This is a genomic window from Microbacterium sp. MYb72, from assembly GCF_002979415.1.
Lineage (GTDB): Bacteria > Actinomycetota > Actinomycetes > Actinomycetales > Microbacteriaceae > Microbacterium > Microbacterium natoriense.
This window is the reverse complement of record NZ_PCOT01000050.1, coordinates 1-14,683: the sequence shown is the minus strand read 5'-3', so window position 1 is coordinate 14,683 and position 14,683 is coordinate 1. Positions and strand designations below refer to the sequence as shown.

The following is a 14,683-nucleotide window of genomic DNA, read 5'->3' as shown; positions in this document are numbered from 1 at the left end:
ATGCAGTCGACCCCGTGTTCCCCTCCCCTCCCGTCCCCCCGCTCGCGGAGGACGCCATCCCGGGCGAGCGCCAGACCCTCTGGTTCTGGATCGCCTTCGTCCTCACCTGGCTCGCGACCGGCATCGCCCAGGGCGTGGCCGGCGTCGCCGTGCCCCAACTGCTGAAGGAATGGAATCCCGACCAGGCGACGGGCGACCTCAGCATCGTGCTGACGGTCGGCGGCGCGGCGATCCTCGTCACGACCCCGATCTTCGGACGCCTCAGCGACCGATCCATGTCGCGGCTCGGCATCCGCCGCCCGTGGATCCTCTACGGCGTGCTCGTCGCGGCCATCGGCTACGTCGTCCAGGCCTTCGCGACCTCGCTGTTCCTGCTGGGCCTCGGGGTCGTCCTCGTGCTCATCGGCTGGGGAGCCGTGTCCATGACCGTGCACACCCTGTTCGCCGATCAGATCCGCCGCCGGATCCGCGCGATCATGTCGGCGGTCACCGGGGCCGCGACGACGATCGGCATCCTCGGCGGCGTCGCGCTGGCCGGAGCGGTCGCCGGCACCGGCCAGGTTGGCATGTTCCTGATCCCCGGCGGGCTCGCGTCCGTGCTCGCGATCGCGCTGTTCTTCGCCCTTCGTGACCTGCACCGCACCGTCCCCGCCCCGCCGATGGACTGGCGCGGCGTGCGGGAGACGTTCTGGCTGAGTCCGCGTCGGTACCCGGACTTCGCGTGGGCATGGGTCTGCCGCTTCTTCATGACCGCGTCGATCGTGTCGGTGACGAGCTACCTCTACCTCACGATCTCCAGCCGTTTCGGCCTGGACGACCCCGCCGAGATCGCGGGCGTGCAGACCCAGGCGACGGCCGCCTTCACCCTCATGAACCTCGTGATGGCGTTCGTGTTCGGCGTGATCTCCGATCGCACGGGTCGACGCAAGCCGACGGTCGTGATCGGCGCGCTGACCAGCGCGGTGGGTCTCGTGTTCGCCGTCTCGTTCGGAGACATCGCGTTCTTCCTCATCGGCATCGCGATCGTCGGCGCGGGGCAGGGCGCATACATCGCAGCCGACGTCGCCCTGATGACGGAGTGCCTGCCGTCGACGGAGGACGCGGGCAAGGACCTCGGCATCGTCGCGCTCGCCTACCTGCTCCCCGGTATCCTCGTGCCCGTGTTCGGTTTCTTCGTGACGCGCATCGGCTCCCCCACCGGGGAGAACTTCGTGGCGCTCTATGTCGGCGCCGTCGCGATGGCGCTCCTCGCCGCCTTCGCGGTCACCCGGGTGAAGGCGGTGCGATGAGCGGGCCCCGGCGGATGCCGCGTGCGGCACGCAACGAGTACCGCCGCCTCCGTGCGGCCTCGGACATGCCTCCGGCGACGCACCCCGACGTGCATCGCGACATCGGCGTCCCGGTCGCCGCCGACGACGGGGTCGAGCTCCTCACCGACCACTGGTGGGCCGACGGCGCCGGCGATCAGACGCTGCTCATCCGCACGCCCTACGGCCGGGACGGCGCCGCGGGGGTCGCCCGCTTCATCGCCGAGCGCGGGCACCACGTCGTGGTCCAGAGCTGCCGAGGCACCTTCGGCTCCGGGGGCCGCTTCACCCCCCTGCACGACGAGGTCGCCGACGGCCAGGCCACGATGCGGTGGCTGCGCGCGCAGCCCTGGTCGACAGGGCGCGTGCACTCCTGGGGCGGCAGCTACTTCGGCGTGACCCAGTGGGCGTACTGCGACGGAGAGCTCCGCCCCGACGCCATGGGCATCGCCGTCTCAGCGCGACGCTTCGACGACGCGATCCTCTACCCCGGCGGCGGATTCTCGATCGACACGCCGCTCACCTGGGCCTATGCCCTCGGCATCCAGGAGCGCCCCCTGCTCGCGCGCCTCTGGGCGCTGCTGCGCGCGCGGAGGGCCTTCGCGCGAGGGGCGCTCACCGCGCCACCGAGCGATGCTGTCCGCGTGGCTCTCGGAGAGGACCCGCCGTTCTTCCGCGACTGGGTCGAGCACAGCGACGCGGGCGACCCGTGGTGGGAGCCGATGCACTTCGCCTCGGATCCGCAGACGGTGCCGCCGGTCACGCTGATGGCCGGGTGGCAGGATCTCTTCCTCGTCGGCCAGCTGCACGACCATGCGGCGCTGACGGATGCCGGGGTCCCTGTCCGACTCGTCGTGGGCGACTGGATCCACGGTGCACCGGAGACCACTGTGCTCGGGGTGCGCGAGGCGCTGCGCCAGTTCGAGGGCACGGGAACGACCACGGGAGCCCGGGTGGAGATCAGCGGGGGCGGCGGATGGCGCGAGCTCGCCTCCTGGCCCCCGGACAGCTCACCGCAGCGGCTCGATCTGACCGGAGACGGCGGGCTCTCCGCCGCCGACGGAACACGGGCTCCGACCACGATGTCGTACCGCTACGACCCGTCCGATCCGACCCCGGACGCCGGAGGTCGCACGCTCAATCCGTTCGGGGCCGGCCGTCGTAGGCAGCGTCGACGCGAGGCCCGTGACGATGTGCTGGTCTTCACCGGCGAGCGCCTCGCCGAGCCGCTCACCGTGATCGGGGAGCCGTCGATCGAGCTGACGCTGTCATCGTCGAATCCGCGGGCCGACCTCTTCGTGCGACTGTGCGAGGTCGACGCGAAGGGCGCATCGCTGGCGATCACCGACGGCTACGTCCGGCTCGCCTCGGAGTCCGACTCCGGGACGGCGGCGGGTGAGCCACGGCGCATCCGCCTCCCCCTCGCCCCTCTCGCGCACCGGTTCGCCGCGGGGCATCGCCTGCGTGTGCAGATCTCGTCGGGCGCCCACCCCCTGCACCTGCGCAACCCGGGCACCGACGACCCCGTGGGCGATCACTCGCGACTCGTCCCGAGCACGCAGACGCTCGCGCTCGGCGGCGACTCCCCCGCCGTCCTCTCCCTCCCCCTCGTCGTCGAGGAGGACACCGATCGTTCACCGGTCCGTGGCACGATGACGGAGTGCCCCTCGCCCGCCGCCTGACTCTCCGCGACGCCGTCGCCATCGGCCTCGGATCGATGATCGGCGCCGGTGTCTTCTCGGTGTGGGGACCGGCATCCGCGGCCGCCGGGGGCGGGCTGCTCATCGCGCTCGCGATCGCCGCGTTCGTCGCGTTCTGCAACGCCATGGCATCCGCCCAGCTCGCCGCCGCGCACCCTGTCGCCGGCGGGACGTACGCGTACGCGCGCGCCGAGATCGGTCCGTGGTGGGGCTTCATCGCCGGCTGGGGCTTCGTGATCGGCAAGATCGCGAGCTGCGCGGCGATGGCGATGACGTTCGCGGCGTACGCGGCTCCGGAGGGCTGGCGGGTGCCCGTCGCCGTCCTCGCCGTCGCCGCCCTGTGCGCGGTGAACTGCCTCGGCGTCACCCGGACGGCCCTGGTCACCCGCATCCTCGTCGTCGTCTCGCTGCTCGGCCTGGCCGTCGTCGTCGCGGCCGGGTTCTCGTCCGCACCGACAGCCGCCCCCGTTCCGCTCCCCGACGCGACCGCCTACGGGGTGCTGCAGGGAGCCGGGCTGCTGTTCTTCGCCTTCGCAGGGTACGCGCGCATCGCGACCATGGGCGAGGAGGTCGTCGACCCGGCTCGCACGATCCCCCGCGCCATCGTGCTCGCCCTCGGCGGAGCCGTGCTCGTCTACGCACTGGTCGCCGTCGTGACGCTGCTGGTGCTCGGAGCGGATGCCGCGACGACGGCCGCCCCGCTCGCGGAGATCGTCTCCCGATCCGGCTGGGACGGCGCGGTGCCGCTCGTGCGGGTCGCCGCGGCGACGGCCTCCCTCGGCGCGCTCCTCGCGCTCCTCACCGGCATCGGGCGCACGACCCTCGCGATGGCCAGGGAGGCGGACCTGCCGCGATTCCTGTCGGCCGTCGACGAGCGCTGGCACGTCCCCCGGCGGGCGGAGATCGTCGTCGGGGCGGTCGTGATCGTCATCGTGCTCGTCGCCGACCTCCGCGGGGCGATCGGCTTCTCCTCGTTCGGGGTGCTCCTGTACTACCTGATCGCGAACGCCGCGGCGTTCCGGCAGCACGGCGCGGCTCGACGCTATCCGCGCTGGCTGCAGGTCGCCGGAGCGCTGGGCTGCCTCGTCCTCGTGAACTCTTTGCCGGTCGTGGCCTCGCTCATCGGCACGGGCGTCGTGCTCGTCGGCGTCGGCTACCGGATGCTGCGTCTGCGGCTCGCCCGCGCCTGATCAGCCCGCCGCATCGGTCCGGTACGTGCGCGGGGCGATCCCGAGGACGCTGCGGAAGTCACGGGTGAGGTGCGCGTGATCGGCGTATCCGAGCTCGGCGGCGAGTGCTGCCAGATCCGCACCGGGGTCGACCCGCAGCCGTTCGGCGGCGTCCTGCAGCCTCCTCCGGCGGATCATCGCCGCGGGAGAGAGTCCGACGTAGCGGTGCGCGAGACGCTGCAGGGTGCGCACGGACACTGCGAGACGTGTCGCCGCCTCCTCGGGCGAGGTCGCCGCGCTCTCGCCCAGGAGCACGTCGACGAGGGCGTTCGCCTGCAGGGCCACGTCTCCCGCCTCTCCCACGCGCGCGGCGATCCACGCGGAGAACGCGTCGACCGCCCGCTCGCGATGCCCCTCCCCCGACGACATCGCCGCGACGACGGCGGCGCGCAGCTCCGGCTCGTCGAGGATCCGCTCCCCGTCGACCAGGGACGACGGATCGTCGACGAGCGCCGCGACCGCGGCCGGCCTCAGCATGGCTCCGACCGCCCAGCTCGTGCCGCGGAGGTCGCGGTGCGAGGAGCGCGTCGTCGCGCCGGAGAGGGTGACGGCGTCGGGCTCGACCACGAGGTTGAGGGCCGGATATCCGACGACCTCCTGCCGCGAGGACCGCCCCGGCTCGACGTCCCACTCGGGGACCCAGAACCACACCACGAGCTCGCGTGCGGCATCCGTCGGAGGCAGCCGATGGAACTGCGGCAGCCTCGCCGGATAGAGCACGCCGCGCGTGGGGTTCACCATCGCCCCAGCGTACGGTCCGCCGCCGACACGGCACCCGTCGAGGTTGTCGCGGATGTTCAAGCCCGCGGCATCCTCCCCTTCCTACGCTGTCCCCATGACCAACAGCACACCTGCCGGCGCGACCGGCGAGCACACGACAGACGGGCGCCCGCACGGCGCGACCTCGCTGACCCCCTTCCTGGCGATCGCCGGGGCGAAGGATGCGATCGACTTCTACCGCGACGTGTTCGGCGCGCGCGTGATCGACGTGACGGAGTTCGGAGGGGTGGTCGCCCACGCCGACCTCGACTTCGGCGCAGGGCACCTGCAGCTGGGAGAGCCGAGCCCCGACTACCACCTCGTGCCCGCCCCGGCCGGGGAGGACGACTGCTACTCGATGGGCCTGTACGTGCCCGACGTCGACGCGGTCGTCGAGCGCGCCGTGGCCGCGGGGGCCGTCGTGCGCGAGGCGCCGTCGGACTTCGTGTCGGGAGACCGGTTCGCGAGCATCCGCGACCCCTTCGGCGTGCGTTGGTCGGTGATGACGCGGGTGGAGGACATCTCCGAAGAGGAGAGCGCGCGCCGCGTCGCCGAGTGGGCGGCGTCGTTCAGCGCCGCACCGGCGGAGTGAGCCGCTCGACGGAACGGCACAGGGCGGGCAGCAGCGCCTCGGCCGTCCGACGGTAGCCCAGGGCGCTGGGGTGGAACCGGTCGAGGCTGAACATCTCCTCCGGCTCGTCGAGGAACATCGGTCCGACCGCGCGGCGCAGGTCGACGGCCTCTGCCCCCGCCTGCGCCGCCGTCTCCGCCTGCACCTCCGCCAGACGGCGGGACATGCTCGCGGCGAGGCGGCGCAGCGGCTGCGGGACTGCGCGCAGGGCGCCGAGGTCCGGGCAGGTGCCGACGACGACCTCGGCACCCTGGGCGCGGAGTCTCCGGATCGCGTCGTCGAGGTGCTGGGCGGAGACGGACGTCGGGATGCGATGGGTGACGTCGTTGCCGCCGACCACGATCACCGCGACGTGCGGCCGATACCCCTCCGGCACGGCGTCGAGCTGGGAGGCGAGGTCGGGCGACTCCGCGCCGACGACCGCGACCGTGCGCAGCCGGACGGGACGGTGCATCCGCACCGCCAGCCCCTTCGCGAGCCGGCCCCCGAGCGTCTGCTTGCGTCGCTCGGCGCCGAGACCGGCGGCCAGGGAGTCGCCGAGCAGCAGCAGCTCGATCGGCTCGCCCTCGAACGCGCGGCGCCAGACGCGGTCCGCGTCGAGCGACTCCTCGCCGAGCGGTTTGCCGATCCGGCGGCGGGCGATCGCCGCCTGCCTCGTCAGCAGAAGGCGGATGCCGAAGACGGATGCCGTCGCACCGATCCCGAGCGCGGCGAGGAGACGATAGCGGCCCACGCCACGATTCGACCCGACCGCCCTGAACGCCGGGTGAACGGGCGGCCCGAGACCGTCCGCGGGGCCGATGTCGTGCCAGGAGACGAGCGTGTCGACGCGCTCCGCTCGCTCGACGACCGGCGTCACCCGGTCGTCGAGCGAGGAGCGCAGCGACGAGACGACACGCCCCGCACCCGCTCAGCTGAGCGGCTTGAGCTCCAGCTCCGCCGCACCGGGGGCGACGGTCGCGAAGGCGGTGTAGCCGTCGGCGGCCGAGCGCTCGAGCAGCGCCTTGAGGTTCTTCGTGCGGCGCTCCAGCCGCACGCGCGCGCCGTCGGCGACGAGCGCGGCCTTGTGCGCGACGAGCTCCGCGACCGGCACGTCGGCGTCGTGGATGAGCACCACGGCCCGCGCCGCGGCATCCGCGTCGGCGGTCACGAGGTCGACGAGCCGCTCGAAGCCGAGCGAGAACCCGACGGCCGCGACCTGCTGCCCGAGGAAGCGCCCGATCATGCCGTCGTAGCGCCCGCCTCCGCCCAGCGAGTAGTCCACGGAGGGGTGCGCCAGCTCGAAGATCGTGCCGGTGTAGTAGCCCATGCCCCGGACGAGGAACGGATCGAAGATGAGCGGGATGTCGGTGCGGCCGGTGCCGGCGGCGACGGCGTCTCCGATGCCGACGAGGTGTGCGACGATCTCCTCCGGCGCGTCCTCCGGGAGGGCCTTGCGGATCTGCCGCTCGCCGAACGGGTTGTACTCCATCGTCTGCGGACGCCGCAGGAAAGCCTCGAAGGCGTCCACCGCCTGCGCCGCGGCGCCGCGCTCGCGGAGCTCCGCGGCCACGCCGTCGGGACCGATCTTGTCGAGCTTGTCGATCGTGATCAGCACCCCCGGACGCTCCTCGGCGCCGAAGCCGAAGGTCTCCAGCATCCAGTCGAGCACCCGCCGGTCGTTGATGCGCACGGTCGCGCCCTCGAGTCCCAGCGCGTCCAGCGCGTCGAGCGAGGCGACCATGAGCTCCGCCTCGGCCCGCGAGGACTCGTCGCCCATGATGTCGATGTCGCACTGCACGAACTGGCGGTAGCGACCCTTCTGCGGACGCTCGGCGCGCCACACAGGGCCGATCTGGATCGAGCGGAAGACGCCGGGCAGCTGACCGCGGTTGCTCGCGTAGAAGCGGGCGAGAGGAACGGTGAGGTCGTAGCGGAGTCCGAGGTCGGCGAGGGCCGCCGTGTCGTCGGCCGCCTCGCGGATCGCCTCCGCATCGAGTCCCCGGCGCAGGACGTTGTAGGCGAGCTTCTCGTTGTCGCCGCCGATGCCCGCATGCAGACGCGAGTACTCCTCGAGGGCCGGGGTCTCGATCTCGTCGAAGCCGTGCGCGCGATAGCGGTCGCGGATGACGGAGAGGACGCGCTCACGGCGCGCCTTGTCGGCGGGGAGGATGTCGCGCATGCCGCGCGGCGGGTTCACAGTAGCCACGCCTCCATCTTTCCAGGTCGGCGGAGCGACTCGACGACTCAGCGGTCGGACTCGGCGGCGCGGACCTCGTCTTCGAGCACTCGGAGGCGCTCGCGGAGCGCCCGTTCGGCATCCCACCCGCTGTCGCGCGCCAACGCGACGAGCGAGAGGAGCGCGTCGCCCAGCTCGGCCTCGGACCCCGGGGCCTGTGCGGGCTCCGGCACCACGGCGCCGACGCCCTCGGCGCGGCCGACGACCTTCTGCGCCAGCGCGAGCGCCGGCATGCCACGGGGGATGCCGTCGAGCACGCTCCGCCTGGTGCGCTTCTCGGCGGCCTTCGCGGCGTTCCAGTGCACCAGCACCTCCTCCGGCGTCACGGCCGTCTCGCCGGCGAAGACATGAGGATGCCGCCGCACCATCTTCTCGTTGAGCGTGCGGGCGACGTCGTCCACGTCGAAGGGGTCGTCCGGGTCCTGCGCGGCGATCGCCGAGTGGAACAGCACCTGCCAGAGCAGGTCGCCCAGCTCCTCGCGGAGATCGGCGCGCGATCCGCTCTCGACGGCGTCGATCACCTCGTGCGACTCCTCGATCAGGTACGGCACGAGGTCGCGGTGGGTGATCCGCTGCGACCACACGCACCGCTCGCGCACGGCCCGCATGGTCTCGGCGACCTCGCGCAGCGGGTCCTGGTCGGCAGTCGTCATGCGGACTCCTTCGTGGTCATGAGGACGCGGCGGACACGCGACGGTACCAGCCGGAGCGCAGGGACACCACGACCGCCGAGAGCAGGAGGGCGATGAGCGAGCCGACGAGAACGCCGAGGATCGCCTGATCGCGGATGCCGTCGTCCGCCGCGAAGGCGAGGTTCGCGAGCAGCAGCGACACGGTGAAGCCGATGCCGCCCAACGCGCCGGCCGCGAGCAGGTCGGCGAACGGGAGGGCGGGTGCGGCGCCGCGCGGACGGATGCGCATGGCGATCCAGCCGAAGAGGGAGATGCCCACGATCTTGCCGACGGGAAGCGCGATCACGATGCCCCAGAACGCCGGCGACAGCTCGGTCGGAGACACCGCCGGGATCACCACGAACGCCGCGACGAAGGCGAAGAGCGGCAGGATCGCACCGTTCACGGTCGGCTCGAGGGCGTGGCGCACGCGCCCCGCAGGAACCGGGGCCATCACGAGCCCCAGCAGCACGCCGGCGATCGTGGCGTGGATGCCGGACGCGGCGACGAGTCCCCAGGCCACGACGCCGACCGCAGCCATCGCCAGCGCGATCGCCGGATGCCCCGTGGCGTGCAGCAGTCGGCTCAGCGCCCAGAAGGCGGCCACCGCGACCACGGCGAGCACGAGCAGCAGCCACTGCACATCGTGCGCGAACAGCACCGCGATGAAGATGATGCCGATGATGTCGTCGAGGATCGCGAGGGCGAGGAGGAACACCCGCACGCCCGACGGCAGTCCTCGACCGAACATCGCGAGGACGCCGAGGGCGAAGGCGATGTCGGTCGCCGTCGGCACGGGCCAGCCCGACGCGGTGCTCGCGTCGCCGGCGATCAGGAGGTAGACGATGATCGGGACCAGCACGCCTCCGGTGGCGGCGATCGCGGGCTGGAGCGCCTTGCGCGGGGAGTCGAGCTCGCCGTGCGTGAGCTCGTGTCGCAGCTCGATCGCGACGACGAGGAAGAAGACGGCGAGCAGCCCGTCCGACACCCAGTGCGCGATGGAGAGATCGAGCGCGGTGCCGGGCACGGCGATGTGGATGTCCAGGACGGCGGCGATCCCGTCGTGCGTGGGCAGGTTGGCGAGCAGGATCCCGAGGCCCGCTGCGATCAGCAGGAGGACGGCGGGGAACTGCTGACCGCGGAGGGGGTTCGCCGAGATGCGCATTCCCACCATGCTACGTGCGGCCGCGTCCGCAGCGGCCGCACGAGACGCGGAGACCGATCGGACCGGCGCCGTTCATGAAGAGTTCGTTACGACGCGTCATGCGGGCGGAGCACCCTTCCGCTCCCGGCTACTCTCGAAGGGTGACCCCCGCACAGTCTTTTCCCGAGCCCACGAACACCGAAGCGATCCGCGTCATCGGACGGTTCGAAGCAGGCCGCGGCATCCCGGACGCCATGCGATCCGACGTGAGGATGCTGGGCGCGCTGCTCGGCCAGGTGCTGCGCGAAGCCGGAGGCGACGACCTGTTCGAGGATGTCGAGCGCCTCCGCCTCGCCACCATCCAGGCGTACGACGAGGAGACCCCCGACGCCTTCGACAGGGCGGCGGCGATCGCCGAGTCCTTCACGGTGCAGCGCGCCGACGAGGTGGCCCGCGCCTTCACCTGCTACTTCCACCTGGTCAACCTCGCCGAGGAGCACCAGCGCGTGCGCGTGCTGCGCGAGCGCGCGGGTCAGCCGGGCAGAGAGGATGCCGCCGACACCGTCGCCACCGCGTACGCGCGGCTGAAGAGCGAGGTCGGCGAGGACGAGGCGCGCCGTCGACTGCAGGGTCTGCGCTTCCACCCCGTCTTCACCGCCCACCCCACGGAGGCCCGCCGCCGCGCGGTGTCTTCGAGCATCCGGCGCCTGTCGGAGCTGCTGACCCAGCACGACGCGGCGAGCGAGGGCGGGGCCGAGGAGCACCGCGCGCGACGCCGGATGCTGGAGGAGATCGACACCCTGTGGCGCACCGCTCCGCTGCGCGCGCAGAAGCCGTCGCCCACCGACGAGGTGCGCACGGTCATGGGCGTCTTCGACGAGACGCTGTTCACGACGGTGCCCCACGTGTACCGCACCATCGACGACGCGCTGCGCGGCGAGGAGTCGGGCGCGAGCGCCCCCGTCGTGCCGGCCTTCGTGCGCATCGGCTCCTGGGTCGGCGGCGACCGCGACGGCAACCCCTTCGTCACGGCATCCGTGACGCGCGAGGCCTCGCAGATCGCCTCGGATCACGTGCTGCGCGGACTCGAGCGCGCCCTGGAGCGCATCGGCCGCACGCTCACCCTCGACGCGGAGGACACGCCGCCGAGCTCCGAGGTCATCGCACTGTGGGAGGCGTACGCCGCGAGGGAGCCACGGGAGGCAGCCGAGCTGGCGACCCGCTCCCCCGGCGAGCCGCACCGTCGGGTGATCCTCCTGCTCGCCCGTCGGGTCGCGGCGACCCGGCGCGGCGACGAGCTCCGCTACTCCGGCCCGGACGAGCTGCTCGCCGACCTCCGCGCCGTGCAGGGATCGCTGGCGGAGGCCGGCGCCCGTCGGCACGCCTTCGGCGGCGTCCAGCATCTGATCTGGCAGGTGGAGACCTACGGGTTCCACCTCACCGAGCTGGAGGTGCGCCAGCACTCGCAGGTGCACGCGAAGGCTCTTGCAGAGATCGAGAGCGGCGAGCCCGTCAGCGCGCAGACCGAGGAGGTGCTGGAGGTCTTCCGCGCCATCGCCGAGATCCAGCGCGATCGCGGGCTCCGCGCCGCCGGACGCTACGTCGTCTCCTTCACGCAGGCGGCCTCCGACCTGGCGGCCGTGCACCGTCTCGCCCGGCACGCGCTCGGCGACGATGCCCCCGTGCTCGACGTCGTCCCGCTGTTCGAGACGTTCGCCGACCTGCAGGCCGCCCCCGGCATCCTCGCCGAGGCCGTCGAGTTCCCCGAGTTCCGTGCGCGCATGGCCGCGACCGGCAACCGGCTGGAGGTCATGCTCGGCTACTCCGACTCCTCGAAGGACGTCGGCCCCGTGGCCGCCAACCTCGCGCTCTACGAGGCGCAGGAGAAGATCGCCCAGTGGGCGCGGGATGCCGACATCGAGCTGACCCTCTTCCACGGACGCGGCGGCGCGCTCGGACGCGGCGGGGGCCCGGCGAACTCGGCGATCCTCGCGCAGCCGCCGCACTCCGTCGACGGCCGGTTCAAGCTCACCGAGCAGGGCGAGGTCATCTTCGCCCGCTACGGCGAGCCGGCCATCGCGATGCGTCACATCGACCAGGTGGCCGCGGCGACGCTGCTCGCCTCCTCCCCCACGGTCGAGGAGCGCACGAGCAGCGCGGCCGCACGCTACGCGGACATCGCCCGCACCATGGACGTGTCCTCGCGGGAGCGCTTCTTCTCGCTGGTCAAGGCGGAGGGCTTCGCACCTTGGTTCGCCACGGTCACCCCGATGGAGGAGATCGGACTGCTCGCCCTCGGGTCCCGCCCCGCTCGTCGCGGGCTCTCGGTCGAATCCCTCGAAGACCTCCGTGCGATCCCGTGGGTGTTCGCATGGACCCAGGCGCGCATCAACCTCGCCGGCTGGTTCGGCCTCGGCACCGCGCTCGACGCCGTCGGAGACGAGGCGCTGCTGGTCGAGGCCTATCGCGAATGGCCGCTGCTGCGCACCATGATCGACAACGTGGCGATGAGCCTCGCGAAGACCGACGAGCGCATCGCCCGCCAGTACCTCGCCCTCGGCGACCGCGACGACCTCGCGGCTCTCGTGCTCGACGAGCTCGCGCTCACCCGGCAGTGGGTCATCCGCCTCACGGGCGGTGAGGGCCTCCTCGTGAACAAGCCCGTGCTGCAGCGCGCCGTGCAGCTGCGCAGCCCCTACGTCGACGCGCTCTCGCTGTTGCAGCTGCGCGCCCTCCGCGCTCTGCGCTCCGCACAGGACGCGACGGGTTCGGGTGTCGACGAGGAGCAGCGCCGCCTCCTCCTGCTGTCGGTCAGCGGCGTCGCCGCCGGCCTGCAGAACACCGGGTGAGCGGCGCCCGCACGTCGCAGAGGACGGCCCGCTCCGCGCGGCCGGTAGAGTGAAAACTCCGCCTGATCCGGCGAAGCACTCACGCGACACGATCGCCCGCGCTCAAAATCCCCCTTTCAGAAAGCATTCGCGTGACCGCAACGACGACCCCTGACTTCCATCCGCTCGCCGACTCCGTGCAGCCCGTCTTCGACACGGTGCTCGCCCGCAGCCCGCACGAGCCGGAGTTCCACCAGGCCGTGCACGAGGTGCTGCACTCGATCGCCCCCGTGCTCGAGCAGCGCCCGGAGTACATCGACGGCGGCATCCTGGAGCGCCTGGTCGAGCCGGAGCGCCAGATCATGTTCCGCGTGCCGTGGGTCGACGACGCCGGACGTCTGCAGGTCAACCGCGGCTACCGCATCCAGTTCTCCTCGGTGCTCGGTCCCTACAAGGGCGGCCTGCGCTTCCACCCGTCGGTGAACCTCTCGATCATCAAGTTCCTCGGCTTCGAGCAGATCTTCAAGAACGCGCTCACCGGTCAGGGCATCGGCGGAGGCAAGGGCGGATCGGACTTCGACCCGCACGGCCGGTCCGATGCCGAGGTCATGCGCTTCTGCCAGTCGTTCATGAACGAGCTGTACCGCCACCTCGGCGAGCACACCGACGTCCCCGCGGGAGACATCGGCGTCGGCGGCCGCGAGATCGGCTACCTCTTCGGCCAGTACCGCAAGGTCACCAACCGTCACGAGTCGGGCATGTTCACCGGCAAGGGCACCGGCTGGGGCGGCGCCGAGGTGCGCACGGAGGCCACCGGCTACGGCGCGGTGTTCTTCGCTCAGGAGATGCTCGCCGTGCACGGCGAGACGCTCGCCGGGAAGCGCGTCGGCATCTCGGGCTCGGGCAACGTCGCGATCTACGCGATCCAGAAGGCGACCCAGCTCGGCGCGACCGCCGTCACGGCATCCGACTCCTCCGGCTACGTCGTCGACGACGCCGGCATCGACCTCGACCTGCTCCGTCAGCTCAAGGAGGTCGAGCGCGCCCGCATCGTGGAGTACGCGAACCGCCGTCCGAGCGCCCGCTTCGTCGAGGGCGGCAGCGTCTGGGAGGTGCCGGTCGACATCGCCGTGCCGTCCGCCACGCAGAACGAGGTGAGCCTGGCCGATGCCGAGGCGCTCATCGCCAACGGCGTGCGCGCCGTCTCCGAGGGCGCGAACATGCCCTGCGTCCCCGACGCGGTCGACGCCTTCCAGAAGGCGGGAGTGCTCTTCGCCCCCGGAAAGGCCGCGAACGCCGGCGGCGTCGCGACCTCGGCACTGGAGATGAGCCAGAACGCGTCGCGCCAGCGTTGGAGCTTCGGCGACAGCGAGAACAAGCTCCGCGAGATCATGGCCGACATCCACTCCGCGGCCTTCGACGCCGCCGAGCGCCACGGCCGTCCTGGTGACTACGTCGCCGGGGCCAACATCGTCGGCTTCGAGCGCGTCGCCGCCGCGATGCTCGCCCAGGGCGTCATCTGACCCCTCATCGACGAGAAGAAGGCCGCCTCCCGCGTGAGCGAGGGGCGGCCTTCTTCATGGCCGGATGCCGTCAGCTCTCGTCGACCGGCACCTTGACGACCTTGTTGTAGCCCGTCACGGCCTGGTTCTCGTCGAACGCGACGACCTTCTTGCGGAAGCCCCTCGTGATGACGGCGAGGTAGATCACGCCGAGCACCGTCCAGATGAGCCCGCCGCGCAGCGCATCCTCGTGCAGGTTCGCCCACAGGAGGCCGGTGAGCACCATGCCGATCGCGGGCATCACGATGTAGTTGAAGATGTCGCCCGGCGTCTTCCGGCGGCCCTTGCGGATCGCGAACCAGGCGATCACCGAGATGTTCACGAAGGTGAACGCGATCAGCGCGCCGAAGTTGATCCACGCGGCGATCAGCTCGAGGGTGAAGGGGATGGCCAGCAGGCAGATCGCGCCGACGAGCACGATGTTGAAGGTCGGCGTGTGCGTGCGCGGGTTGATGTATCCGAAGAAGCGCTGCGGGAGGACGTTGTTGCGTCCCATCACGAGCAGCATGCGGGAGACCGACGCGTGCGACGCGAGACCCGAGGCGAGCGTGGCCGCGAAGCCCGCCGCCGTCAGGACCGCCATCAGGACGTCGCCGCCGACGAGCTTGCCGATGATCGGCAGCGTCGAGTCCTC

General features: G+C 71.9%; 12 protein-coding genes. 6 read left to right on the top strand and 6 right to left on the bottom strand.

The genetic code is table 11. The features are described 5' to 3' along the window. The 3 genes from CQ047_RS18040 to CQ047_RS18030 form a co-directional block, all read left to right on the top strand. Positions 1 to 1,289: MFS transporter (locus CQ047_RS18040; protein ID WP_105677392.1), on the top strand; the 1,289-nt coding region annotated here is incomplete at its 5' end. Continuing rightward, positions 1,286 to 2,989, top strand: a complete 1,704-nt coding sequence (locus CQ047_RS18035; protein ID WP_105677386.1) for a CocE/NonD family hydrolase — start codon at positions 1,286 to 1,288, stop codon at positions 2,987 to 2,989. The genes CQ047_RS18040 and CQ047_RS18035, both read left to right, overlap by 4 nt. Next, positions 2,968 to 4,197, top strand: a complete 1,230-nt coding sequence (locus CQ047_RS18030) for an APC family permease (protein WP_105677384.1) — start codon at positions 2,968 to 2,970, stop codon at positions 4,195 to 4,197. Before CQ047_RS18035 ends, CQ047_RS18030 begins: the two co-directional genes overlap by 22 nt. On the opposite strand, the gene CQ047_RS18025 is transcribed toward CQ047_RS18030, so the two are convergent. After that, a complete protein-coding gene (locus tag CQ047_RS18025; RefSeq protein ID WP_105677391.1) occupies positions 4,198 to 4,977 on the bottom strand; it encodes a helix-turn-helix domain-containing protein in 780 nt (259 codons plus the stop codon). A gap of 94 nt (positions 4,978 to 5,071) precedes the next feature. Here CQ047_RS18025 and CQ047_RS18020 point away from each other — a divergent pair, with 94 nt between their 5' ends. Then, on the top strand, positions 5,072 to 5,587 hold the full coding sequence (locus CQ047_RS18020; protein WP_105677389.1) for a glyoxalase/bleomycin resistance/extradiol dioxygenase family protein: 516 nt from the start codon (positions 5,072 to 5,074) through the stop codon (positions 5,585 to 5,587). Here the strand turns inward: CQ047_RS18020 and CQ047_RS18015 are convergent. The 4 genes from CQ047_RS18015 to CQ047_RS18000 form a co-directional block, all read right to left on the bottom strand. Next, complete coding sequence (locus CQ047_RS18015) at positions 5,565 to 6,359, bottom strand: SGNH/GDSL hydrolase family protein (RefSeq protein ID WP_181156005.1); 795 nt, start codon at positions 6,357 to 6,359, stop codon at positions 5,565 to 5,567. The two genes, CQ047_RS18020 and CQ047_RS18015, sit on opposite strands and share 23 nt — an antisense overlap. Positions 6,360 to 6,536: 177 nt before the next feature. Then, the gene (locus CQ047_RS18010) at positions 6,537 to 7,787 is read right to left on the bottom strand and encodes a HisS family protein (RefSeq protein WP_219844655.1); all 1,251 of its coding nucleotides are present in this window, start codon (positions 7,785 to 7,787) and stop codon (positions 6,537 to 6,539) included. 65 nt (positions 7,788 to 7,852) lie between these two features. Then, complete coding sequence (locus tag CQ047_RS18005) at positions 7,853 to 8,497, bottom strand: MazG family protein (protein WP_105677382.1); 645 nt, start codon at positions 8,495 to 8,497, stop codon at positions 7,853 to 7,855. 16 nt (positions 8,498 to 8,513) lie between these two features. Further along, entirely contained in the window at positions 8,514 to 9,680 is a 1,167-nt protein-coding gene (locus tag CQ047_RS18000) for a Na+/H+ antiporter NhaA (protein WP_105677387.1), read from the bottom strand. A gap of 140 nt (positions 9,681 to 9,820) precedes the next feature. On the opposite strand from CQ047_RS18000, the gene CQ047_RS17995 reads away from it, so the two are divergent. Together CQ047_RS17995 and gdhA are read left to right on the top strand one after the other, a co-directional pair. Continuing rightward, positions 9,821 to 12,508: a phosphoenolpyruvate carboxylase gene (locus CQ047_RS17995; RefSeq protein WP_105677380.1), complete on the top strand. Its 2,688-nt coding sequence runs from the start codon at positions 9,821 to 9,823 to the stop codon at positions 12,506 to 12,508. Between the two features lie 131 nt (positions 12,509 to 12,639). Then, the gene (gene gdhA / locus CQ047_RS17990) at positions 12,640 to 14,010 is read left to right on the top strand and encodes an NADP-specific glutamate dehydrogenase (protein ID WP_105677379.1); all 1,371 of its coding nucleotides are present in this window, start codon (positions 12,640 to 12,642) and stop codon (positions 14,008 to 14,010) included. Between the two features lie 70 nt (positions 14,011 to 14,080). On the opposite strand, the gene CQ047_RS17985 is transcribed toward gdhA, so the two are convergent. Continuing rightward, on the bottom strand, positions 14,081 to 14,683 hold a 603-nt coding region (locus CQ047_RS17985), incomplete at its 5' end, for an APC family permease (protein WP_146114397.1).

Excerpts from the sequence above, each read along its gene's own strand:
- CQ047_RS18005 (WP_105677382.1), bottom strand. The coding sequence starts at position 8,497 with ATGACGACTGCCGACCAGGACCCGCTGCGCGAGGTCGCCGAGACCATG.
- CQ047_RS18000 (WP_105677387.1), bottom strand. The coding sequence starts at position 9,680 with ATGCGCATCTCGGCGAACCCCCTCCGCGGTCAGCAGTTCCCCGCCGTC.
- CQ047_RS18025 (WP_105677391.1), bottom strand. The coding sequence starts at position 4,977 with ATGGTGAACCCCACGCGCGGCGTGCTCTATCCGGCGAGGCTGCCGCAG.
- CQ047_RS18020 (WP_105677389.1), top strand. The coding sequence starts at position 5,072 with ATGACCAACAGCACACCTGCCGGCGCGACCGGCGAGCACACGACAGAC.
- CQ047_RS18010 (WP_219844655.1), bottom strand. The coding sequence starts at position 7,787 with ATGCGCGACATCCTCCCCGCCGACAAGGCGCGCCGTGAGCGCGTCCTC.
- CQ047_RS18035 (WP_105677386.1), top strand. The coding sequence starts at position 1,286 with ATGAGCGGGCCCCGGCGGATGCCGCGTGCGGCACGCAACGAGTACCGC.